This is a genomic window from Devosia crocina (assembly GCF_900116545.1).
Classification (GTDB): Bacteria; Pseudomonadota; Alphaproteobacteria; order Rhizobiales; family Devosiaceae; genus Devosia; species Devosia crocina.
The window spans coordinates 261,669-282,822 of sequence record NZ_FPCK01000001.1 but is presented as its reverse complement, the minus strand read 5'-3'; the positions used below and the strand labels follow the sequence as shown (position 1 = coordinate 282,822).

Annotated in this window: 20 protein-coding genes and 1 riboswitch; of the genes, 11 read left to right on the top strand and 9 right to left on the bottom strand. The window is 61.8% G+C overall.

What is annotated here, in order from left to right:
• Positions 1-315 precede the first annotated feature (315 nt).
• Positions 316-1,344 carry a PRC-barrel domain-containing protein gene (locus BM364_RS01285; protein ID WP_092419847.1) on the top strand — a complete coding sequence of 343 codons (1,029 nt, stop codon included), beginning with the start codon at positions 316-318 and terminating at the stop codon, positions 1,342-1,344.
• An 80-nt stretch (positions 1,345-1,424) separates the two neighbouring features.
• On the opposite strand, the gene fliJ is transcribed toward BM364_RS01285, so the two are convergent.
• Positions 1,425-1,838 carry a flagellar export protein FliJ gene (gene fliJ, locus BM364_RS01280; RefSeq protein ID WP_092419844.1) on the bottom strand — a complete coding sequence of 138 codons (414 nt, stop codon included), beginning with the start codon at positions 1,836-1,838 and terminating at the stop codon, positions 1,425-1,427.
• A 52-nt stretch (positions 1,839-1,890) separates the two neighbouring features.
• Complete coding sequence (gene fliI / locus BM364_RS01275) at positions 1,891-3,219, bottom strand: flagellar protein export ATPase FliI (protein WP_092419841.1); 1,329 nt, start codon at positions 3,217-3,219, stop codon at positions 1,891-1,893.
• Positions 3,220-3,648: 429 nt separating this feature from the next.
• Here fliI and ctrA point away from each other — a divergent pair, with 429 nt between their 5' ends.
• The 3 genes from ctrA (at position 3,649) to BM364_RS01260 (ending at position 7,083) form a co-directional block, all read left to right on the top strand.
• On the top strand, positions 3,649-4,356 hold the full coding sequence (gene ctrA, locus BM364_RS01270; RefSeq protein WP_092419838.1) for a response regulator transcription factor CtrA: 708 nt from the start codon (positions 3,649-3,651) through the stop codon (positions 4,354-4,356).
• Positions 4,357-4,496: 140 nt separating this feature from the next.
• Complete coding sequence (locus BM364_RS01265; RefSeq protein WP_092419835.1) at positions 4,497-5,615, top strand: coiled-coil domain-containing protein; 1,119 nt, start codon at positions 4,497-4,499, stop codon at positions 5,613-5,615.
• A 202-nt stretch (positions 5,616-5,817) separates the two neighbouring features.
• Positions 5,818-7,083 (top strand): RNA polymerase sigma factor, encoded by a 1,266-nt coding sequence (locus BM364_RS01260; RefSeq protein ID WP_092419832.1) that lies wholly within the window; start codon positions 5,818-5,820, stop codon positions 7,081-7,083.
• A gap of 239 nt (positions 7,084-7,322) precedes the next feature.
• Here BM364_RS01260 and BM364_RS01255 read toward each other — a convergent pair whose 3' ends face one another.
• The 3 genes from BM364_RS01255 to BM364_RS01245 form a co-directional block, all read right to left on the bottom strand.
• Positions 7,323-7,697, bottom strand: a complete 375-nt coding sequence (locus tag BM364_RS01255) for a response regulator (protein ID WP_092419829.1) — start codon at positions 7,695-7,697, stop codon at positions 7,323-7,325.
• Between the two features lie 77 nt (positions 7,698-7,774).
• On the bottom strand, positions 7,775-8,494 hold the full coding sequence (gene chpT / locus BM364_RS01250; protein WP_092419826.1) for a histidine phosphotransferase ChpT: 720 nt from the start codon (positions 8,492-8,494) through the stop codon (positions 7,775-7,777).
• A 68-nt stretch (positions 8,495-8,562) separates the two neighbouring features.
• A complete protein-coding gene (locus BM364_RS01245) occupies positions 8,563-9,048 on the bottom strand; it encodes a YHS domain-containing (seleno)protein (protein ID WP_175528415.1) in 486 nt (161 codons plus the stop codon).
• A gap of 97 nt (positions 9,049-9,145) precedes the next feature.
• Here BM364_RS01245 and BM364_RS01240 point away from each other — a divergent pair, with 97 nt between their 5' ends.
• Both BM364_RS01240 and BM364_RS01235 read left to right on the top strand, forming a co-directional pair.
• The gene (locus tag BM364_RS01240) at positions 9,146-9,718 is read left to right on the top strand and encodes a DUF1134 domain-containing protein (RefSeq protein ID WP_092419820.1); all 573 of its coding nucleotides are present in this window, start codon (positions 9,146-9,148) and stop codon (positions 9,716-9,718) included.
• 180 nt (positions 9,719-9,898) lie between these two features.
• Complete coding sequence (locus BM364_RS01235) at positions 9,899-11,062, top strand: coiled-coil domain-containing protein (protein WP_139232448.1); 1,164 nt, start codon at positions 9,899-9,901, stop codon at positions 11,060-11,062.
• 54 nt (positions 11,063-11,116) lie between these two features.
• Here the strand turns inward: BM364_RS01235 and BM364_RS01230 are convergent, their stop codons facing one another.
• Complete coding sequence (locus BM364_RS01230) at positions 11,117-11,470, bottom strand: DUF6476 family protein (RefSeq protein ID WP_092419814.1); 354 nt, start codon at positions 11,468-11,470, stop codon at positions 11,117-11,119.
• Here BM364_RS01230 and BM364_RS01225 point away from each other — a divergent pair.
• Positions 11,469-12,497 (top strand): RluA family pseudouridine synthase, encoded by a 1,029-nt coding sequence (locus BM364_RS01225; RefSeq protein WP_092419811.1) that lies wholly within the window; start codon positions 11,469-11,471, stop codon positions 12,495-12,497. The two genes, BM364_RS01230 and BM364_RS01225, sit on opposite strands and share 2 nt — an antisense overlap.
• Before the next feature lie 233 nt (positions 12,498-12,730).
• Positions 12,731-13,600 carry an RNA polymerase sigma factor RpoH gene (rpoH, locus tag BM364_RS01220; protein WP_092419808.1) on the top strand — a complete coding sequence of 290 codons (870 nt, stop codon included), beginning with the start codon at positions 12,731-12,733 and terminating at the stop codon, positions 13,598-13,600.
• Positions 13,601-13,668: 68 nt separating this feature from the next.
• Here the strand turns inward: rpoH and BM364_RS01215 are convergent, their stop codons facing one another.
• Entirely contained in the window at positions 13,669-14,838 is a 1,170-nt protein-coding gene (locus BM364_RS01215) for a M20 aminoacylase family protein (RefSeq protein ID WP_092419805.1), read from the bottom strand.
• An 81-nt stretch (positions 14,839-14,919) separates the two neighbouring features.
• Positions 14,920-15,612, bottom strand: a complete 693-nt coding sequence (locus tag BM364_RS01210) for a thiamine diphosphokinase (RefSeq protein WP_175528414.1) — start codon at positions 15,610-15,612, stop codon at positions 14,920-14,922.
• 21 nt (positions 15,613-15,633) lie between these two features.
• A riboswitch (TPP riboswitch) is annotated at positions 15,634-15,732 on the top strand.
• A gap of 67 nt (positions 15,733-15,799) precedes the next feature.
• Here BM364_RS01210 and thiB point away from each other — a divergent pair.
• From thiB to BM364_RS01195, 3 genes are all read left to right on the top strand, one after another.
• Positions 15,800-16,804, top strand: a complete 1,005-nt coding sequence (gene thiB, locus BM364_RS01205) for a thiamine ABC transporter substrate binding subunit (protein WP_092423726.1) — start codon at positions 15,800-15,802, stop codon at positions 16,802-16,804.
• 130 nt (positions 16,805-16,934) lie between these two features.
• Positions 16,935-18,524 carry an ABC transporter permease family protein gene (locus BM364_RS01200; protein ID WP_092419802.1) on the top strand — a complete coding sequence of 530 codons (1,590 nt, stop codon included), beginning with the start codon at positions 16,935-16,937 and terminating at the stop codon, positions 18,522-18,524.
• The gene (locus tag BM364_RS01195; RefSeq protein ID WP_092419799.1) at positions 18,511-19,152 is read left to right on the top strand and encodes an ATP-binding cassette domain-containing protein; all 642 of its coding nucleotides are present in this window, start codon (positions 18,511-18,513) and stop codon (positions 19,150-19,152) included. Before BM364_RS01200 ends, BM364_RS01195 begins: the two co-directional genes overlap by 14 nt.
• 6 nt (positions 19,153-19,158) lie before the next feature.
• On the opposite strand, the gene BM364_RS01190 is transcribed toward BM364_RS01195, so the two are convergent.
• Complete coding sequence (locus BM364_RS01190) at positions 19,159-21,114, bottom strand: hypothetical protein (RefSeq protein WP_092419796.1); 1,956 nt, start codon at positions 21,112-21,114, stop codon at positions 19,159-19,161.
• Positions 21,115-21,154 lie beyond the last annotated feature (40 nt).

The following is a 21,154-nucleotide window of genomic DNA, read 5'->3' as shown; positions in this document are numbered from 1 at the left end:
TTGTGCGCTATGTTTGACTTGTCGCTCAAAGAGCGCGTCCTGCCGGGCGGCAACCAGTGTGTGGTGCGCTAGGCAAGAACGCGAATTCTTGCCTTCATTCGCAGGACGCGACCAACCGCCAGGGAGGCGGAAAGGGCCGGCACCGCTTTGCGGGAGCCGGCCTTTTCAATGGTTCCGAAAAAATGGCGAAACTTTGGACGGAACGCTCCGTGATTGGGCACGTTGTCTGGACACAACGGGAAACGCGACGCTCCACCGGCAAGTTTTGCGCCGCGCAACCCTGTTCACCGACAAGATGAACAATTGGAGTCTACAATGATCCGCACACTTCTGACCAGCTCTGCTATTGCCTTGGTCCTCAGCACTGGCGCTATCGCTCAGACCGCTCCGGCTACGCCTGAAACGCCTGCCACCACCACGACTGCACCGGCTGCCGGCACTGCCACGGACGTGACTCCTGGCACCGACGCAACCACGACCACCACAGGCGCTGGCGCCATGGGCGAGCCCTGGGACATGTCGGCAGGCTACACCGCTGGTGAAGGCGATGCCATTGCCTCCGAGCTCATGGGCACCCCCGTCTATAGCAGCACCGGCGACGACGCTGAAGAAATCGGTACCGTCAACGACCTCGTGATCTCCACCGATGGTGAAATCCAGGCTGTGGTGATCGGCGTCGGCGGCTTCCTCGGCATCGGCGAAAAGAACGTTGCTGTCGACTTCGGTTCGCTCGAGCACACCATCGCTACCGACCAGACCGAACGCTGGGTCCTGCCGACCACCGCAGAAGCACTTGAAGCTGCCCCCGACTTCGTCTGGGAAAATGACACCGCTGCAATGGCAAATGACCCGGCCATGACCACCCCGGCAACTCCAGGCGTTGCAACCGATCCGGCCATGGCTCCGGCTGACGGCGCAATGGCTCCCGCCGATGGTGCTATGGCTCCAGCCGCAACTCCGGCTGCTGACGGCACTGCCATGGGCACCGGTGCAGCCATGCCGCGTGAAGGCTATAACACTGTCGAACGTGACGCCCTCACCGCGGACAACCTGACCGGCGCCACCGTGATTGGCCCGAACGGCGACGACATCGCTGAAGTCGGCGACATTCTCCTTGACCAGTCCGGTCAGCTCGAAGCCATGCTGGTTGATTTCGGCGGCTTCCTCGGCATCGGCCAGAAGCGCGTTGCCATCGGCTTTGACAATATCGAGTTTGCCTCGAACGAAGCCGGCGACATTGTCCTTTACACCGACTTCACCCGTGAGCAGCTCGAAGCCGCTCCCGAGTACAACGAAGAAGCCTATACGGCTGACCCGGCTGGCCAGCGCATCAACAACATGTAAGCTGACATTTCAGCCAAGTGCTGAAAAGAGAAAGCCGGCCCTCGGGCCGGCTTTTTCGCATGGGTGATCCACCAATTGGGTCAGAGGCGACGGGAGCGCAGCCGGGCAACCTCGTCGAAGGCTTCCTGCTCGAGTTTGTTCTGTTCCTGACGCTCGCGATCGTGCTCGCGCTGATCGAGGAGCTCGACCTTCTTGAGGTCTTCGAGTGCTTCGGCAAGTTGGTCCTGAGCGGATTCAAGCTTGCTGCGCATATCATTGGCAGAGGCAAGGAGATTGTCGCGGCGCTGCATGGCCGCCTTGGCGAATGTTGAATAGGCAAAGTGTGCGACATCGGAAATGCCGGTCTTGGTCTGCTCGATCTCGATCTGCTGATCGAGTTCGCTTGCCATGCGCTCGAAGTCCGCGACCATCATTTCGATCTGCATGACCTGCCGGCGCTTTTCGTCGACATTGAACTTCTTGAGCCGAATGAGGCTCTCACTGCGCGATTTCAAGACCTGTACTCCTTACACATCAAGTCAGTTCCAGAAGAGCAAACACCTCTCCTCAGACCTGCGCATCGGCCTCGGCAATGATTTCGGCAAGGCGCTGATAGCCCTCCGCGATCGTCGACGTTTCCTCCCGCTGCTGGTTGAGAAAGGCCTCCAGCCGCGGGTTTATGGCGATAGCGCGGTCCACATTCGGATCTGACCCTTTGCGGTATGCCCCCAGCCGGATCAGTTCCTCCATGTCCGAAAATATGGACATGAGCTCCCGCGCCCTTGCCAATACCGGACGAACCTCGCCTGGTACGCACCCTGGCATGGTGCGGGAGATGGACCGGAGTACGTTCACCGCCGGGTAGCGACCCCGCTCGGCAATACCGCGCTCCATCACGATATGCCCATCGAGAATGCCGCGCACGGCATCGGCAATGGGTTCGTTGTGATCATCACCTTCCACCAAAACGGTAAATAGTCCGGTAATGGATCCGGTCAAAGGCGTTCCAGGCCCCGCGCGTTCGAGAAGACGCGGCAATTCGGTGAAAACCGTGGGCGGATAGCCCTTGGCCGTCGGTGGCTCGCCGATCGAAAGCCCGATTTCGCGCTGGGCCATGGCAAAGCGGGTGAGCGAATCCATCATGCAAAGGACACGCCGGCCTTCGTCGCGGAAATATTCCGACAGTGCGAGGGACATATAGGCGGCCTGCCGGCGCATGAGCGCGGCTTCGTCGGATGTTGCAACGACGACCACGGCCCGCGCCAGCCCTTCCTCGCCCAGATATTCCCCGATGAACTCGTGAACCTCGCGGCCGCGCTCGCCGATCAGCCCGATGACCGAGACGTCGACATTGGTGTTGCGCGCGAGCATGGACATCAACACGGACTTGCCGACGCCCGAGCCGGCAAAGATGCCCATGCGCTGGCCTTCGCAAAGCGTGGTGAAGGTGTTGAGCGTGCGGACGCCCAGATCAAGCGGTTCGCCGACGCGCACGCGATCATGGGCGGCAAGCGGAGACTGGCGCAGAGGATAGGCCCGCGGCCCCTTGGCCAAGGGTCCCAGCCCGTCGATGGGCTCGCCCATGGCGTTGATAACGCGACCGAGCCAAGCCGAAGAGGGATTGACCGAGCCGTCATGGCGCCGGAACACGGCCTTGCAGCCCATGCGCACGCCACTCAGTTCTCCAAAGGGCAGACAAAGCGCGTGGCCATCGCGAAAACCGATGATCTCGGCTCCAAGTTCGTTGCCGTCGCTGGTTTCGATGACCACGCGTCCGCCCACGCGCAATTCCCGCACGGGGCCCACGACTTCGATCAGAAGCCCCTGGACGGATTTGACGCGACCGAACACTTCGATATCGTCGATGGCATCGATGGCCGAGATCAGCGCCTTCATGTTAACAGCGTCGGTCCTCTCGTTAACGGGAATGGTTTCCGACCCGCTTCGAATCGCGCCGGCAGCGAATCGGACGATAACCGATTGTTAACCCAATATCGCTATTCCCTATGCGATTGGACCGCGAGACCTCTAGCTGCTTCGTGTCCTGAAAACCTCGACACGATAGCCGTTTGTCCGAGTCGAAAGAGTCCCATAAAACGCTTTCTTAATGTGATACCTTAAGAAATTTTCATTAATTTTGATGAGCAATTTCAACAAGTTAAACTTAATTCGTTATGTGGCTGTTTGCGTATTGCCGAACCGAATTAAACTTTGTTAACTATTTGGGCTTAGGCTTCAGTCATATCCAGTAGGGTTGGAGCGCGGTGGGCTGGCTTGTCATCCACCACGCGGGTTCCAGCAGGAACGAATGACAAGGGGAATATAATGCGGGTACTCCTCATCGAGGACGATAGCGCCACGGCGCAAAGCATCGAACTGATGCTCAAGTCCGAGAGCTTCAACGTCTACACCACCGATCTCGGTGAGGAAGGCGTGGATCTCGGCAAGCTCTACGATTACGACATCATTCTGCTCGATCTGAACCTGCCCGACATGAGCGGCTACGAGGTTCTGCGGACGCTGCGCGTCGCCAAGGTGCAGACGCCCATCCTGATCCTGTCCGGCCTCGCCGGTATCGAGGACAAGGTGCGCGGTCTCGGCTTTGGCGCCGACGACTACATGACCAAGCCCTTCCACAAGGACGAGCTCGTGGCCCGCATCCACGCCATCGTTCGTCGCTCCAAGGGCCATGCCCAGTCGGTTATCTCGACGGGCGATCTGATGGTGAACCTCGACACCAAGACTGTTGAAGTGCAGAGCCAGCGCGTGCACCTGACGGGCAAGGAATACCAGATGCTGGAGTTGCTTTCGCTCCGCAAGGGTACAACCTTGACCAAGGAAATGTTCCTCAACCACCTCTATGGTGGCATGGACGAGCCGGAACTGAAGATCATCGACGTCTTCATCTGCAAGCTGCGCAAGAAGCTTTCGGTTGCGACCGGCGGCAAGAATTATATCGAAACCGTCTGGGGCCGCGGCTATGTGCTGCGCGAGCCGGACGAGGCCGATGTCTATAACGAAAACGTCGCCTGACGCTTTCGCCTCCCCTTCTGAAAAGCCCCGTGCCTCTGGCGCGGGGCTTTTCGTTTATGCCCCTGTCACACCAAAAAGCCACAATCGGAACGCGTGTCCGAGACGCGCGTTAGGCCAGAGTGTCCAAATGGGGGTAAGCCATGACCATGTCGCAGCGCCTGCGTGAGCCCATCTTCCTCACGATCCTTGCCGTCGCCATCGCCGGGTGGCTGGCTTTCCTCGCCATGTGGATCAATGCATCAGGCCAGGTGGGCGAAGCGCAGAACCAGGTGGCGCTGCTGACCACGGAACGCGACACGGCGCGTAACCAGCTGGCCGAGCGGGAAGCAGCAACCGCAACCCTTGCGGACACGCAGCGGCAGATCACCGCCAAGCAGGAAGAGCTCGCGGCCATCACCGAAAATCTTGAAAGCATGCAAACCGATCTCGGCGCGCGCGATCAGGAGCTGACAGCATTGGCCGCCAATATCGAAGCGCGCCGCACCGAACTGGCTGATATCGAAGAGACCCTGGCCGAAACACAGACCCAGCACAACCAGCTTAGCCAAGAGCGCGATGCGCTGGAGGCCGAGATCGCCACCTCAACCGAACAGCTCAACGATGTCGGCAGCCGTCTTGCCGATGCGCGCGGGCAGGAACAGACCACCACCGCCGCTCTCGCCAAACTTGCCGAAGAAGCCGCCACGGCAACGGCAAGTCTTGCACAAACGCAGGAGCAGCTGCAGACGGCCCGCTCGGAACTGACCACGGTGCAGCAGGATCTGGCGACCCAGAGCGCGCGCCAGGAAGAGATGGGTACCCAGACGGCAACGCTCGAAGAACAGGTCCGCACGCTCGAAGAGCGCCGCGCCCAGGTGGAAACCGAAGTGGCCGACTACGAGAACCGCCGCAACGAACTGCAGCCGCAGGTGACAGAGCTGACCCGGACGCTTGCCCAGCGCAGCGCCGAGCTCGAAACGCTTGAAACCAGCATTGCCGATGCGCGCAGCGCCCCGGCGACCGAGCGGTTTACCGCAACGAGTGGCATCAGCCTGTTGCTCAATGGCGATGGCCGTTTCGAAATGGAAAATGCTGGCCGCAGCGTAACCGGCACCTATAGCCGCAGCGAAACCGAACTTGTGTTCAACGATGGCACGGGCGCCATTCGCGGCGCGAGCTTTCCGATGACGTGTCCGATCGCTGCCAACGACAACGGTGGCTTCACCATCGAAGAGGCTGAAGGCTGTCCGCTTGGCGGAATCGAATTCAACCGCGGCTAGAGCGGACGATGATGGCGTGTTGAAGCGAAGGGTAATGGACCGTCTAGAGGGAGGAAGGATCCCCTGCTGAGATCGACCATGACCCGCCCTGCCCTGACCAACCCGTAAACAATCCCATGCCTAGTGAGGCCGGCACTGTGATGCCGGCCTTTTCTTTGGCGCGTTGGCTTGGCAACCTGCCAGGGTCGAGCCGGAGGACACGATGAGCAGACGCAGTGAAACGGAAAAAGCGATCACAACGGTTTGGCGCCTCGAACAGGCAAGGCTCATCGCCGGCCTCACCAGGCTCGTGCGCGACATCTCGCTGGCCGAGGAACTGGCGCAGGATGCGCTTGTCGCAGCGCTCAAGCATTGGCCGGAAACCGGCGTACCGCGCAATCCGGGCGCCTGGCTGATGCAAGCGGGCAAGCGCAAGGCGATCGACTATTTCCGGCACCGGAAAATGGCGACGGGCAAGCTCGAAGAGGTCGGACGGACCATGGAGGACGCCGTGCCCGATGCCGAAACGGCCCTGATCGAACACATGGACGATGATGTGGGGGACGACCTGCTGCGACTGATCTTTACCTCGTGTCATCCGATCCTGCCGGCCGAGAGCCGCGTGGCGCTGACCTTGCGGCTGATCGGGGGGCTCAGCACCGAAGAGATCGCGCGGGCGTTTCTTGCCAATGACACCACGATCGGCCAGCGCATCGTACGGGCCAAGCGCGCCATCGCCGATGCCGGGGTGCCCTTCGAAATACCGCGCGGCAAGGAGCGGACCGAGCGTCTCGTTTCCGTACTGGGCGTCCTTTACCTGATCTTCAACGAGGGTTATTCGGCAACGGCCGGCGAGGACTGGATGCGGCCGCAACTGTGCGAAGAGGCAATGCGTATGGGCCGCATCCTGGCAGGTTTGATGCCGGACGAGCCAGAGGTGCACGGGCTGTTAGCGCTGATGGAGTTGCAGCATTCGCGCGTTCATGCCCGCACCGATGTCGAGGGCGAGCCGATCCTTCTGCCGGACCAGAACCGCGCCCTTTGGGACCAGCTGATGATCCGGCGGGGACTTGCTGGGCTCGATCGAGTCAATGCGTTGGGTGGACAACAGGGGCCCTATGCTCTCCAGGCCGCAATCGCTGCCTGCCATGCGCGCGCCCGGAATGCGGAAGAGACCGACTGGGGCGAGATCACCGCGCTTTATGCGGTGCTTGCCCGGATCATGCCTTCGCCCGTCGTCGAGCTTAACCGTGCGGTCGCGGTATCGATGGCTGCGGGTCCTGAGGCAGCTCTGGTTCTTGTCGATGCCATCCGCCAGAGCGGCGCGCTCGAAAACTACCACCTGCTCCATGGCGTACGCGGTGACCTGCTGCGCAAGGTCGAACGTCACGCGGAGGCCAATATCGAGTTTAGACGGGCCGCGGAACTGACACGGAACGCGCGGGAACGAGCCTATTTGCTGGGACGGGCGGAGGAAGTGGCGGGGTGAACAAGGAAGATCTGATCCCGACTTCCCTTCGCGCCTGAGGAAGATGGTGGCCCTAAGGGCCGGACCAGAGACCGGATGAGGCTGAACCCCTCACCCTCTCCCCAAACGGGCGAGGGATTGGATCGAGTTTGGGGCCTATTCTGTTTGCAGCCACCGGCCTAGTCGCCTCGCGCCGCCGGGGAGAGTGTAACCTGAAATCGCGAAACAAAATCGGGGGGTGAGGCGCGAGCGCAAAAGGCTCAGCTCGCCTCGGCCAGCCGATCGGGGTCGAACTTGGCTTCGAGGATGAGGCGGTCGAAGGGCTTCATCATGTAGTCGTTGGCGCCGGCCTTGCGCGCAAGGGCGATCTGGCCGATGTCGTTTTCAACCGTGCAATAAACGATATAGGGCTTCTCGCCGCCGATAAAGGCGCGCAGGTGCTTGAGAAAGTCGAGTCCTCCCATGATCGGCATGTTCCAATCGAGCAGGATCGTGTCGGGCATGTTGTCCCGACACTTCTCAAAGGCTTCCTGCCCGTCCTCGGCCTCCTCGACCACATAGTCGAGGTCTTCGAGGATGCGGCGGGCCACTTTGCGCACCACGCTGGAATCGTCGACGATGAGACAGGTTGGCACGGACGAACTCCAGGCGGCGACGCTTTAGCGCCAACTATGCGCGGCAAGTGGTTTGGGAATGGTTATCGAATTGCAAACTATTCGCTGGCCGGAACAGCTTCTGCCGGCTCAGCGTCGGCCGGCTCCGATGCGAGTGCAGGCTTCGGCGTGGCGTTGAAAAAGAACATGTCGTTCTCAAGTCCTATGGAAACCTCCATATCCGTCATGCGGGCAAGAAGGCCGGTATAAAAGGGCTGAATGCCGCGCGCATCGACCGACCCTTCTTCGGGCATGCCCGAAAGAAGACCGGCAGAGCCGGAGGGAACCAGGGTCTTCTGGCGCTTTTCCGGATCACTCTTGGAGGTGAACTCGAACTTTTCCTCGCCTGCCGGACCGCTGATCTTGGCCGTGACAAGGCCCCCGCGCGGCACCGAACCGGCGGCAATCAGCAGCATGTTCATGAACAGCTTGGCCTTGTGCTTGGGCAGGAGAATGAGCGGCACCTGCCAATCAAGGTCGGCCTTTTCGATCTCGAAAAGGATGCGCGCAACGCGCTCGCATTCGCGCGTGTCGATATCGGTGCCGGAGGTGGAGGAGGCGCCATAGGCAAGCCGTGCGAATTCCAGCTTGGCCCGGCTCTGCTTGGCGGCGCTGGCGATCAGGTCGCGCGCCCCCTCGGCCATTTCCGACTGGGCCGGGTCGGCCAGCACTTCCAGACCATTGCCGATGGCGCCGATGGGATTGATCAGGTCATGGCAAACCCGCGAACAGAGCATGGCGGCGAGATCGGTTGCCTTGAGCTCGATAATGTCGGTCATCGTGGTGTCTCCATGGGCCGCAGTGGGCGGAATCAGTTGGGAAAGATAGAGGCGCAGGGCGCCGAGGACTACTGTGTGGACAGGGTTTTGGACAGGGTGGGCCAATGTTCGGCGCCCTGCCGGGCCGCTGCATCGGGCGCCAGCAGGAACGCCTCGCGATTGGCGGCCGAGTAAAAGAGAAACAGCCGATCCTTGAACACCGCATAAAAACGCGGATCGGAATCCGAGACGAAGCCGCGCGCCATGCTCATCGCACCATGGCCACCATATTGGGGCGCATAGATGTCCGGATTGCGCTTGAAGATCTCGAGATTGGCGGCGCTGGCAAAGAGCCAGGGAGCGCCCATCCAGTCATATTCATATTCCGGCCTGCCCGAGAGAGGAGCGGGTTCGGTGAAATACGAGACGGGGTCCATCCCGCCGATGGCAAAGCCGGTCAAGGGGTCGGCGGTGATGTAACTGTTGACGGACTGGGCGAATGTGGCGTGCGGCAGGAGGAAAAGCGGCAACACCAAGGCGATCATGGTTAAGATTTGTTTAGAGGTTTGCTTCATGATCTGTCTCAAAGAACGGCACAGCGTCGACGGCAAATTTGCCGCAAAGACCTTAATGTCTTCGTAACCACGCCGAACTGCCATGGGAGATGGATCGATGTTGAAACCCCTCCACACTGTCGGTGCGATGATCGTCGCACTCTTGCTGTCCTTTTCCGCCCCTGCCATGGCGCAGGGTTCGCTCAGCGACACCTATTCGGGCCAGGAGCTGGTCGAAAACGGCCAGCAGTTCTTTGGCTCCGCGGCGCAGGGTCTGGCCTCGCTTGTCGAGCGCGCGATCAGCCAGTTCGGTCTGCCCAATGGCTATGTCCTGGGCGAGGAAGCCGGTGGCGCGCTGATCGTGGGTGCCAAATACGGTGAAGGCACGCTCTATACGCGCAATGCCGGCGAGTATCAGCTGTTCTGGCAAGGCCCGAGCATCGGGTTCGATGTGGGCGGAGACGGCTCCAAGGTCATGATGCTGGTCTATAATCTCAACACCGTGCCTGAAATTCTCGGCCGCTATCCCGGCATCGACGGTTCGGCCTATGTGCTGGGCGGGCTGGGCATGACCGTGACCAAGCGCGGCAATGTGGTGGTCGTGCCGATCCGCTCCGGCGTCGGCGCGCGCCTGGGGATCAATGTGGGCTACCTCAATTTCACCAATCAGCCGACCTGGAACCCGTTCTGAACGGAGCCGCTGCGGCAGCCAGGGAAGCCGGGTCGTTTGGCCCGGCTTTTTCGTGACGCGGTGCCGCAAAGCCGTTAGGGTTAATCACTGGCAAAGATGGCCAGAGCGCACCTCGGCGGACTAAATGCGAGTCGGGTGAACCGGTCTTGCACCACGGCTGGACCGCGGCCGGAGAATATGATGCTGATCGAAAACGTGATGTACTTTGCGCTTGGCCTGATGGTGGCCGGTCTGGTTGCGCTCATCATCATGCCCGCAGTGTGGAAACGGGCCGTGCGCCTGACCAAGCGCCGCATCGAGGCGGCAACGCCGATTACCCTTGCAGAATTCCGAGCCGACAAGGACCAGTTGCGGGCCGAATTCGCCCTCTCGACGCGCCGTCTGGAAATGAATGTCGAGGCCTTGCGCAAGAAGCTGGCCGAGCAGTTGAGCGATGCCAACCAGAAGCGGGCCGACCTCGGCGCGCTCAAGGCCGAGCGCGAACAGCATGTGGCGATCGTTGCCGAACTCGAAGCGCGGCAGGTGGAGCTGCGCGCGCGCCTGCTCGAACTGGAAAAAGAAGGCACCGATCTTGCCCAGCGCCTGAGGATGCGTGAGCGCGACGTCGAGCAGCGCCAGGGCGAGATCGAAAAGCTCCGGATAAGTCTGCGCGGCAGCCTGCCCGAGGCGACTGGGAACGAACTCGATCTCTCCGGCGACTACGACGCCGATATCGACCGGCTGACCACCGCCCTTGCCATAGAGCGCAAGCGCGCCAATTTTCTCGAGCAGCAGACGCGCAGCCTGATCGAGCAGCTCGAAAAGACCGATCGCCGCTCGGCCGAAACCACGGCCGCCATTGCCCAGATGCGCGACGCTCTCTCGCGGCGCGATGCCCGCGAGCAGGCGGACGCAGAGGCGCTGGTTGCGGCAGAGGCCCGGATTGCGAGCGCGGAAAACCGGCTCAACGCCATTCTCGCCCAATCAAGCGAAGCTGTGGCCGCCTCCGAAGGGCGGGCCGAGCAATTGCTGGCCGACAAGCTCAATCTCGAAGACGAATTGGAACGGCTGCGTGGCAAGGTGAGCGATGTCGAGGCCGGGATCATGGCCGATTGGGAAAGCGAGCGGTTCGAGGAAGCGCACTTGCGCGAAAAGCTCAACGATATCGCGGCCAGCGTCAGCCGGCTGGTTTACGCCGTCGATCACGACAGGCCGCTCGCCGACACGGTCGAGGAGAGCCTTTTCGAGCGCGTGCAGCGCTTTGCCGATGACGGGGAATCGCTGGGCACGCTCGAGCCCGATGGGGAGCGCCGCGGTTCGGTGTCGGACCGGCTGCAGGCGCTGCGAGAAATTCAGGGGCGCTAAGCGAAGGCTCCTCACCCGTCTGGCGCTTAAGGCGCAGCACCGGATGAGGGGGCATTAACGAACCGCGATCTCGCTGGTCTGGCGCAATTCGCCCGTTCCCGCATCAAAGACCGAGAGCAGAATGGCGCCGCCGGCGCGATAGGTCACCTGAATGGTGCCATCAACGCTGAGCGCCGAAACAACATCGGCGCCCGGCGGAATGACGACTTCAGCCGCGATGGTCGGTGGCGGCGCGTCGCGCATGACGCGATAGACAATCGCTAATCCAACCGCCATAAAGCCGAGCAACATGATGCCCATGGCGAAGCCCGCCGAGCGGCGTGCCTTTCCAATAGCGGCAGCGGCCTCGGGCGAGAGTTCCCTCTCGTCTTGTGGAGGCATATTGCCGGACTTGTCAGGATCACTCATGGCGGACGATACCGATTTCGAATTCGAGGGCGAGCCGATCGAGCTTGCTGTCGATGAAACCACAGCCGGCGGCAGGCTCGATGCCATGCTCGCCAAAGCACATGATGTGCTCAGCCGCAACCGCATCAAGGATCTGATCCTGGGCGGCGCCGTCTCCATCGACGGCAAGACCGTCAGTGAACCCAAATACCGGCTCAAGACCGGCGAGACAATCGTCCTTCTCGCCCCACCCCCCGAAGATCCCGAGCCGGAGGCGGAAGATATCCCGCTCGACATCCTTTATGAGGACGACGACCTGATCGTGATCAACAAGCCTGTGGGCATGGTGGTGCACCCTGCCCCGGGCTCGCCCAATGGCACGCTGGTCAATGCGCTGATCTTTCATTGCGGCGACAGCCTGAAGGGGATCGGCGGGGTCAAGCGACCTGGTATCGTGCACCGGCTCGATCGCGATACATCAGGGGTGATGGTGGCCGCCAAAACCGAAAAGGCGCATCGGCACCTGTCCGAACAATTCGCCGATCATGGTCGCACCGGACCACTTCACCGTTCCTATACCGCCTTTGCCTGGGGCACGACGCAAAGCGCGGCAGGCACCGTGGACGCTCCGCTCGGCCGCGATCCCGGCAACCGCCTGAAACAGGCCGTGCGCAAAGATGGGCGCGAAGCCATCACCCATTATGCGGTGGAAGCTCGCTATGGCGAGGATGGCTGGGACATTACCCGCATCCAGTGTCAGCTCGAAACCGGGCGCACCCACCAGATTCGCGTGCACATGGCCCATATCGGCCACCCGCTCGTCGCCGATCAGGTCTATGCCTCGGGCTTTGCCACCAAGGTCAATCGATTGCCCGCCGAACTGGGCGCGGCGGTGCGCGGACTTGGACGCCAGGCCCTCCACGCCGCCGAGCTTGGCTTCGAGCATCCCTCGAGCGGCGAAGAGATGATGTTTGAGGCCGATCTGCCAGCCGATCTGCAGGCGCTCGAAGATGCGCTCGCCCCCTTTGACAAGGCTTTTGCGCGTTAGCACGGGTTGTTCACCGGTCCTTGATTGAACCGGATGATGGCGTGGCGCGTATTGCTTGTGACAGTTGAAAACTGGTCGGAACCCTTTCCAATTTGTAACGTTTGGTTGGGTTCCTGCCTCTTAAATTCGCCAAACTGCCGCCTATATATGCGGTGCGCCTCTGCCTGTGCCGTGTGGACAGGAGGAGGCAGTTCCGCCCGCGCCATGCGGGGGATAAGAAAGGGGGTGCGACTATGGCCCAGACCAATTTGCCCATTCTCTCTTCGGAGGGTGGCCTTTCCCGTTATCTGCAAGAAATCCGCCGGTTTCCCATGCTGGAACCCGATGAAGAATATATGCTGGCCAAGCGCTACAAGGAGCACGCCGACCCTGGTGCTGCCCAGAAGCTGATCACCAGCCACCTGCGGCTCGTTGCCAAGATCGCCATGGGATATCGCGGCTATGGCCTGCCGATTTCCGAAGTGATCTCGGAAGGCAATGTCGGGCTCATGCACGCGGTCAAGCGGTTCGAGCCGGAAAAGGGTTTCCGTCTTGCAACCTACGCCATGTGGTGGATCCGTGCGGCCATTCAGGAATATGTGCTGCGCTCGTGGAGCCTTGTGAAAATCGGCACCACCGCTGCGCAGAAGCGCCTGTTCTTCAACCTGCGGAAGGTGAAGGGGCAGATCGCCGCGCTCGAGGATGGGAGCCTTCATCCCGACCAGATCAAGCAAATCGCCACCACGCTCAAGGTGACCGAAGAAGACGTTGTGCAGATGAACTCGCGGCTTTCGGGCGACGCCTCGCTTAATTCGCCCATGCGGGCGGATGAGGGATCGTCAGAATGGCAGGACTGGCTGGTCGATGACACGCCGGACCAGGAAACGAGCCTGGGCGAAACCCAGGAGTTCGACGAGCGCATGGGCATGCTCAACCAGGCCATGGATGTGCTCAATGAACGCGAGCGCGCCATCTTCCAGGCTCGCCGCCTGCAGGACAATCCGGCAACGCTCGAGGAATTGGCTCAGCAATATGAGGTGAGCCGCGAACGCATTCGCCAGATCGAGGTCCGTGCCTTCGAGAAGGTGCAGGAAGCAGTTAAGGAAGCCGCACACGCGCATTAGGCGGGATCGCCTGCTCTATCAACCCCCGCATGCCAGCCGGTGTGCGGGGGTTTTGTTTTGGCGGGGAATCAACCGGCAGCGAGCTTTTTCTCGGCCAGACGGACCCAGTAGCTGGCGCCCACCGGGATTGCCTCGTCGTTGAAGTCGTAGGTATCGGTATGCAGCTCCGATGACGCCCCGTTGCCGAGAAAGATATAGGCGCCCGGCCGCGCATTGAGCATGAATGAGAAATCTTCGCCGCCCATTGAAGGGGCCGTATCCCGATCCACCCGATCGGCACCCACGATCTCGGTCGCGACATCGGCAGCAAACTGGGTTTCCGCCTCCGAATTGACCGTCACCGGATATCCGCGGGCATAACGGATGGTAGCGCTGGCGCCAAAGCTTTGGGCAAATTGCGGCACGATCTCGTTGAGCCGCTGTTCGATGAAATCCTGCACCTTTCCATCGAGTGTGCGAACCGTGCCGGTGATTTTGGCGGTCTGGGAGATGACGTTGTCGGCCTCGCCTGCCTCGATCATGGTAACGCTGAGCACCGCATTGTCCAGCGGGTCGAGATTGCGCGATACGATGGTCTGCAGCGCGGTGACCATCTGCGTTGCAACGATGATCGGATCAACGGTCTGCTGCGGGCGAGCGGCATGGCCGCCCTGACCGGTAATGGTGATGTAGAACCGGTCTGTCGCCGCCATGATGCCGCCCACGCGAATGCCGAAATGCCCCAGCGGCATGCCGGGCCAGTTGTGCATGCCGTAGAATTCGGAGATGTCGAATTTTTCCACGAGGCCATCGTCGAGCATCACTTTGCCGCCACCGCCACCCTCTTCGGCGGGCTGGAAGATCAGCGCCACGCGTCCATCGAAATTGCGCGTTTCGGCTAGATATCTGGCAGCGCCGAGCAGCATGGCGGTGTGCCCGTCATGACCACAGGCATGCATCTTCCCGAGGATGGAAGACGCATAGGCCGCGCCGGTCTTTTCGGTCACGGTGAGCGCATCCATATCGGCGCGGAGGCCAATGGTCTTGCCGCTTCTGTTGCTCTTGCCGTTGATGATGCCGACAACACCGGTGCGTCCGAGCCCGGTGACCACCTCGTCGACGCCAAAGGCGCGCAGCTTTTCGGCGACGACCCCCGCCGTCCGGTGCACATCGAACAGCACTTCCGGATGCTGATGCAGATCCCGCCTCCAGGCGGTAATCTCATCATGAAATTCGGCAATGCGGTTGAGGATAGGCATAGGACGTCCGACAAAGGAAAAAGGATGAGACAGTGTCTCTGCCTCAAGCTGGCGCGTCAACTGCTGTTCGTGCCGCGCCTCTTACGTGGCGTCAACGAGGTCCCATAGCCGCTCCCGGCCAAGGATCAGGAGCCAGGGCGTGTCGTCCTCGGGTTCGACGACAATCTCTTCGCCCGTCGCCTGGTTGGACGTGCCGATCAACCCGCCCGGCTCCAGCAGCAGGTCGTCCATAGGATAAAGGAGCCCGCTTGAGCGGCGAAAGCGGATGGGCAGAAGCGGGTGAATGGATACTCTTTCCCCCGGCATGGCCTCGAAAGCGATGCAGCCGGTCACGGCCAGCGCGACATCGACCTCGTCAACCAGCAGAATGCGGCGGCTCGGCGCATATTGCAGCACGGCGCTCAGGGCAGCGAGCGTGTGATCGAGGCGCTTGCCCGTCATGCCCAGGGCAAGGGTCACCGCGGCGCTGGTTGAATAAAGCGCCTTCTGGAAATCGGTGGTGATCTGTTCGGGGATGTGGATGACGCGTGTCCGCTCTTCCCAACCGGCGCGATCGGTGAGCGAATCGAGATCCCCCAGGATAGCCTCAGGCACCAGCCCGGCCCGGGCTACTGCGTCTGCCCCACCATCGGCTGCAACGAGGGCAAGGCCCCGCTGGGCGAGATCCTGCAGCAGTTCGGTTTCGACCACCCCTCCCCCCACTATGGCCAGAGGCCGATCAAAGACCAGCGGCAGGTCGCTGCCACCGCTTTCCGAAGACGCTTGCACTGTCACATTTCTCTCAATAAGGTCCGGGTCGTCTCGCTGGGGTGTTCCGGTCTGTGCCGGAGCTGAGAGTTACCCATTGAACCTGAACCAGGTCATGCTGGCGGAGGAAGTTCGAGATGGCAAGAGCGTCTCGATGCGTCCTCGCCATTGACTGCCCCTTCACACATGGCCGCAACCGTTGAAGGAAGACCTTGTGGTCAAGTCCCTGTCCAGTGCGCTTGCGGTCCTCGTTGGATTGTCTGCCGTCCCTGCCCTCGCGCAGGATACGCCCACCCTCACCATTTACACATATGATGGCTTCGCCGCCGAATGGGGCCCCGGCCCGCAGCTTTCGGCCGCCTTCGAGCCCATCTGCAACTGCACGCTCAACTGGGTGGCAGCGGACTCCTCGATCGGCACGCTGCGGCGGGTCCAGCTTGAAGGCGACACCACCGACGCAGACCTGATCGTAGGCCTTGATACCGCCATTGCGGGCGAGGCTCGGGCCACCGGTCTTTTTGCCGATCACGGTCTTTCGCTCGAGGGGCTGACGCTGCCCGAGGCTTGGACGGACAGCCAGTTCGTGCCGTTCGACTATTCGCACTTCGCCTTCATGTATGACACGGACAAGACCGCGACGCCGCCCAGGAGCTTCGAAGAGCTGATCGCCCTGCCCGACGACGTCAAGATCGTGGTGCAGGACCCGCGTTCGGCAACGCCCGGCTTTGGCCTCGTTCTCTGGATCAAGGCTGCCTATGGCGATCGCGCCGGGGAAATCTGGGAAGGGCTGAAGCCGCATATCCTGACGGTGACACGGGACTGGAGCGAAAGCTATGCGCTCTTTCTCGATGGGGAAGCGGATATGGTGCTTTCCTATACCACCTCGCCCGCTTATCACATCATCGACGAGGGTGACGATACGATCAAGGCGGCGCTCTTCGAGGAGGGGCACTATCCGCAGATCGAGGTAGCCGGCATTCTCAAGTCCTCCGACCAGCAGGAGCTGGCCCAGCAGTTTCTTGCCTGGTTCGCCTCGCCCGAAGGACAAAAGATCATCCCCACGACTAACTGGATGTTCCCAGTGGTCGATCTTGGAGCCGAACTTGACCCAGCCTTTGCCGGCCTGCCGCAGCCGCAAAAAACATTGACGCTGAGCGATGAGGAAATCCAAGCCAATTCATCGGCGTGGATCGACGAGATGCTGGCCGCGGTGCAGTAGTGCAAAAGCTTCGCCTACCAAGCCTGCCCCTCCTAGGGGGTGGGATGGCTCGGTCTCTCATAGGAGACCGAGCCAAACAGAGGCGCCTACTCCTTCCCCGGACAGGGGGAGGTTGGGTGGGGGGTGTCAGATGCTGACCCTGCCACGCCGCCCTCTTCGCATCGGCGTTTCCGCGACCCTTGCGCTTGCCATTGCCGGCCTCATCGCTGCCGTTCTCTGGTCCATTCTTGCCGCCGCCACCGATGCTGGCGGCAGTTCGCGGGTCGATATTCCCCATCTCCTGCGCATGACCAGCATACAGGCCGGCCTGACGACGGTGCTGTCGCTGCTGGTCGGCATGGCGCTCGCCTGGGCGCTCAATCGCCTGCGCTTTTGGGGCCGTGATCTCCTTGTCGGGCTTTTTGCCGCTGCCATTGTTACCCCCGGCATGGTGGTCGCCTTTGGGCTGCTCTCGATCTGGGGACGCAATGGCTGGATCAACCAGGCGAGCGAAGCCCTGTTTGGAATTTCGGTTAGTGGATCGATCTTCGGCTTGCCGGGCATCCTGCTGGCCCATGTCATCCTCGATGGTGCCTTCGCTGCCCGCATCTTGCTGGCCCGGCTCGATGCGATCGCTCCGGCACGGCTCAAGGTGGGTCAGTCGCTTGGGCTTTCGGCCACACAGCGCTTTGCCTTGATCGATTGGCCGGCCATGAGCTTGAGCCTGCCGGGGCTTGGAGCAATCATCTTTCTTCTCGCTTTCACCAGTTTCCCCATCGTCCTGTTGCTCGGTGGCGGACCTGCCAATCAGACGCTTGAGGTCGCCATCTACTCGGCCGTGCGGCTCGACTTCGACCTCGTGGGGGCCGTACGGCTGGCGCTCACCCAGATCGGGATCTGCGCGCTGGTGATCGTGCTTGCCTCTTCTGGGGCAACAGTGGTGGCGCCCTATGCGCGCTCGGCAGAACCTCAATGGCGCGATGGCGCCCTTGCGCGGTTTCTTCAGGCTTCGGTTCTGGCCGTCGCGACGATTGGTTTCGTGCTGCCGCTGTTGTCCGTCCTGTTCGATGGCATGGCCGGTGGGCTCGGCCGCATTTTTGGCAATCCCAGCTTCTGGGCAGCTCTATGGACCAGCATTGGTATCGGCGCCGCTTCTGCGCTTCTCACCCTGTTCCTGGCGCTGGCGCTGGGGCTGGGCCGGGCTGCCACAGGGAGCCGGGCATCGCGCACGCTGCTTGGAACGCCAGGTTATGCCTATCTGGCCGTGCCTGCCGTCGTGCTGTCGCTCGGCTTTTTTCTGCTCGTGCGTTCTCTGGGCGTCAGGACCGACACTGCTGCACCCTATGTGGTTATTCTGGCCAACAGCCTCCTGTCGCTGCCATTTGCAGTGGCAACGCTGGGGCCACCGCTCGATGCAATTGCACGAACCCGTGGCAAGCTCGTGCGCTCGCTGGGCATTTCCGGCTGGCAGCAATTCTGGCGCGTGGAATATCCCCTGCTCGGGCGCGATATCGGCCTGATGCTTGCGCTCGCCTTCTGCTTTTCGCTTGGGGACCTCGGCGTCATCGCCCTTTTCGGCACGCAGGATTTTCAGACGCTGCCGCTGATGATGTTCCGCGCCCTGGGTGCCTATCGCAGCAACGACGCGGCCGTCATCGCAGCCATCCTGCTGATCGGCACAATTATCGCCTTTGTGGGCCTGCCGCGCCTTTTCGAAAGACTATCCCATGCTTACCGCTGATCGCCTGCACTTTGCCTATCCCGGCGCGACGGGCGAATACCGTTTCAGCTTCACCGCGAATAAAGGCGCGGTCACGGCCATTTCGGGCGCCAGCGGCTCGGGGAAATCGACCCTGCTCGATCTCCTGGCTGGGTTCCTTCGGCCTCAAAGCGGCTCGCTCACGCTTGACGGAGAGGATCTGCTGGCTTTGCCGCCCGAGCGGCGACCGGTCTCGCTGCTGCTGCAATCGGATAATCTTTTTGACCACCTGAGTGCAGCCGACAATGTTGCGCTCGGCTTGCCCAAGAGGACGGCAAAGGCCGAGGGACGGAGCATGGTCGGCGCGGTGCTGGACCAGGTGGGACTTTCCGCCAATGTCGATCAGGTCGCTTCGACCCTGTCCGGCGGGCAAAAGCAGCGGGTTGCCCTTGCGCGGACGCTTTTGCGCGACCGGCCGGTGCTGCTTCTTGATGAACCGTTTTCCGCGCTCGACGACGAGACGCGACACGCGATCCGCGCACTGGTGCTGGAACTGACGCGCAGGCAGGGCTGGCACACGGTGCTGGTCAGCCACCATGCAGACGATGTCGCCGCCCTTGCGGAGCGGCGTTACCTTCTGGCGGGAGGCACGTTGGAGGAGGCGGGCTAGCCTTCTCTATTCGGCCCAGGCCGTGAAGACTTCGGAGAACAGGCCCTGCGCTTCCTGATCCTTTTCAAGGGTCAGGATGGCGTTGCGACCTGTTCCGTAAACGATGGCAAGATCGAGCCAGCGACGCGATTCAAGCAACCGGACATTGGAGGCCTGCTGATCAGGGGACGCGCTCAAGGCGAACAGGAAGCTGTTACCCAGAACCCGCGCCGAGGCGCCGGCGAGCGGTTCGCCAGGAACCAGCTCTTCGTTCTTGAGAAGAATGCCCGGTAGACTGGAGATCGAGCCGCCGACAAAGGTGTCGTTCACATCGAAGCTGACTTCCACCAGATGGCTGGCCGGAAGGCTGGGGTCGCCATTCTTGCGGATGGTGAGCTGAACATTGAGGTTGCGCGCGGGGATGCTGGCTTCACCCACAAGGGTGGGCAGGCCGAGCTCGTCCTCACCCCGGGTCCATTCCACCGTTCCCGAGAAAGGAACAGCGCCGGTGCGTCCATCGGCGGAGGCTTCCAGAAGCAGGGACTGGCTGCCGGCCAAAACATCGGGATCGACGCTATTGGCGGGATCGTTGACTGCAGCGATGCTCGTTTCGGCGCCGGAAAGACGCTCCTCGGTCTTGGGCTCGCCACCATTGAGCGACGGCAGAACCGGCCCGTTGCCCGAAGGGGTCACCGCTTCGGGTGTCGGCTCCAGACGATCGTCGAGATCGATACCTTCGATTGCGGTTGTCGGCTCGGTCGTACCAGTCGTGGCGGTGTTCCCCGGTCCGGTCGAATCAGGATCAGCGGGATTGTCGGGCTGCGGAGAAGAAACCGGCGTGTCGGCGGTCTGTGTGACGGCCGGCACATCAGCCTGGCCGAACATCTGGTCGAGATCGACATAGCCTTCTCGCCATGCCCAGAAGCCGGCGCCGCCGGCGCCGGCCAGAAGCAGCGCAAAGACGATCAGGAAGATGGTCATACCTGCGCCGGATCGGCGCTCGCCATCGGCAGTGTCGAAGGCGGCAGGATCGGAATTGTCCTCGGCCTCAGGGGGAATGACGCCGGCGGGGAAAGGCTTGCTTTCCGGCAGCGTCTCGGTGGTTTCGCCACGTGCTTCCCGGTCAAGCGTTTCGATGGCCCGTTCAATGAAGCCCTCGGCTTCCCGGGCCTCGTCATTGTCGACCTCGACCTCGCGCACGCTTGACAAAGCCGCTTCCACAGGCGGCTCCACCGGATCGAGCTGAACCTCGTTCTCGGGCTGCCGCGCCAGGGCAGTTGCGCCGATTGCCGGCTCGACCCGCGTGATGATCGGGGTGCCGGAATAGGCGGGGCTGGCGGCGCCGGAAATACCGAAATTGCTGTCGCGTCTTGGCTGGAGACTCGGGCGCTTGAGCGGCACCGGCTCGGCGGGCGGCACGAACTCGTCCGAATCCCCATCGGCCTCGTTGGGACGGCGTGGCTCGGCAGCATCCACGCGTTCGACCTTGACCCCTCTCGTGGTCGCCGCTTCGGAAATGATCTCTTCGATCGAGAGCGGATTGGCGGGGGGAGGAGGCGCAGCAATAGGCTTAGCCAAAGGCGACGGCTGCGGCTCGGGCTCGACGTCCTCTTCGGCTTCCGGCGCTTCGGCCGGGGCAGCTACAGGGGCAGCCGGCGGCGGCACCGGAGCTTCAGGTTCTGGCGCCTGAGGCTTCGGCTCCACGCTTTCTGCTGGGGTGCTCGGCGCGGAGCGTCCGGAAAACAGGCTATCGCGTCCCAGATTGATGACGGCTTCGCTTGCTTCCTGTTCGACCTGGCGGATGCAATCTTCGAGCTGCAGGCGATGTTGCGTGATCTCGCGGGCGGGCAGCGGGGGCTGGATAGCCCGAAGCTGCCCGACCAGAGCCGAACGCGCCTTTTCGTAAACCGCGCGTCGCGCAGCTCCGTTGTTCTCCGGCAGCGCCGAGATCGCTCGGCGCAACAGCTCCTTGTAATCCGCCATTGGCTACTGGGTACTCACAATTGCAGCGACGTGTTTTAAC

What these genes read in the sequence shown, in the direction of transcription:
- BM364_RS01285 (WP_092419847.1), top strand. Translation starts at nt 316, where the DNA reads ATGATCCGCACACTTCTGACCAGCTCTGCTATTGCCTTGGTCCTCAGC.
- fliI (WP_092419841.1), bottom strand. Translation starts at nt 3,219, where the DNA reads ATGAAGGCGCTGATCTCGGCCATCGATGCCATCGACGATATCGAAGTG.
- ctrA (WP_092419838.1), top strand. Translation starts at nt 3,649, where the DNA reads ATGCGGGTACTCCTCATCGAGGACGATAGCGCCACGGCGCAAAGCATC.
- BM364_RS01265 (WP_092419835.1), top strand. Translation starts at nt 4,497, where the DNA reads ATGACCATGTCGCAGCGCCTGCGTGAGCCCATCTTCCTCACGATCCTT.
- BM364_RS01260 (WP_092419832.1), top strand. Translation starts at nt 5,818, where the DNA reads ATGAGCAGACGCAGTGAAACGGAAAAAGCGATCACAACGGTTTGGCGC.
- chpT (WP_092419826.1), bottom strand. Translation starts at nt 8,494, where the DNA reads ATGACCGACATTATCGAGCTCAAGGCAACCGATCTCGCCGCCATGCTC.
- BM364_RS01245 (WP_175528415.1), bottom strand. Translation starts at nt 9,048, where the DNA reads ATGAAGCAAACCTCTAAACAAATCTTAACCATGATCGCCTTGGTGTTG.
- BM364_RS01240 (WP_092419820.1), top strand. Translation starts at nt 9,146, where the DNA reads ATGTTGAAACCCCTCCACACTGTCGGTGCGATGATCGTCGCACTCTTG.
- BM364_RS01235 (WP_139232448.1), top strand. Translation starts at nt 9,899, where the DNA reads ATGCTGATCGAAAACGTGATGTACTTTGCGCTTGGCCTGATGGTGGCC.
- BM364_RS01225 (WP_092419811.1), top strand. Translation starts at nt 11,469, where the DNA reads ATGGCGGACGATACCGATTTCGAATTCGAGGGCGAGCCGATCGAGCTT.
- BM364_RS01230 (WP_092419814.1), bottom strand. Translation starts at nt 11,470, where the DNA reads ATGAGTGATCCTGACAAGTCCGGCAATATGCCTCCACAAGACGAGAGG.
- rpoH (WP_092419808.1), top strand. Translation starts at nt 12,731, where the DNA reads ATGGCCCAGACCAATTTGCCCATTCTCTCTTCGGAGGGTGGCCTTTCC.
- BM364_RS01215 (WP_092419805.1), bottom strand. Translation starts at nt 14,838, where the DNA reads ATGCCTATCCTCAACCGCATTGCCGAATTTCATGATGAGATTACCGCC.
- BM364_RS01200 (WP_092419802.1), top strand. Translation starts at nt 16,935, where the DNA reads ATGCTGACCCTGCCACGCCGCCCTCTTCGCATCGGCGTTTCCGCGACC.
- BM364_RS01195 (WP_092419799.1), top strand. Translation starts at nt 18,511, where the DNA reads ATGCTTACCGCTGATCGCCTGCACTTTGCCTATCCCGGCGCGACGGGC.
- BM364_RS01190 (WP_092419796.1), bottom strand. Translation starts at nt 21,114, where the DNA reads ATGGCGGATTACAAGGAGCTGTTGCGCCGAGCGATCTCGGCGCTGCCG.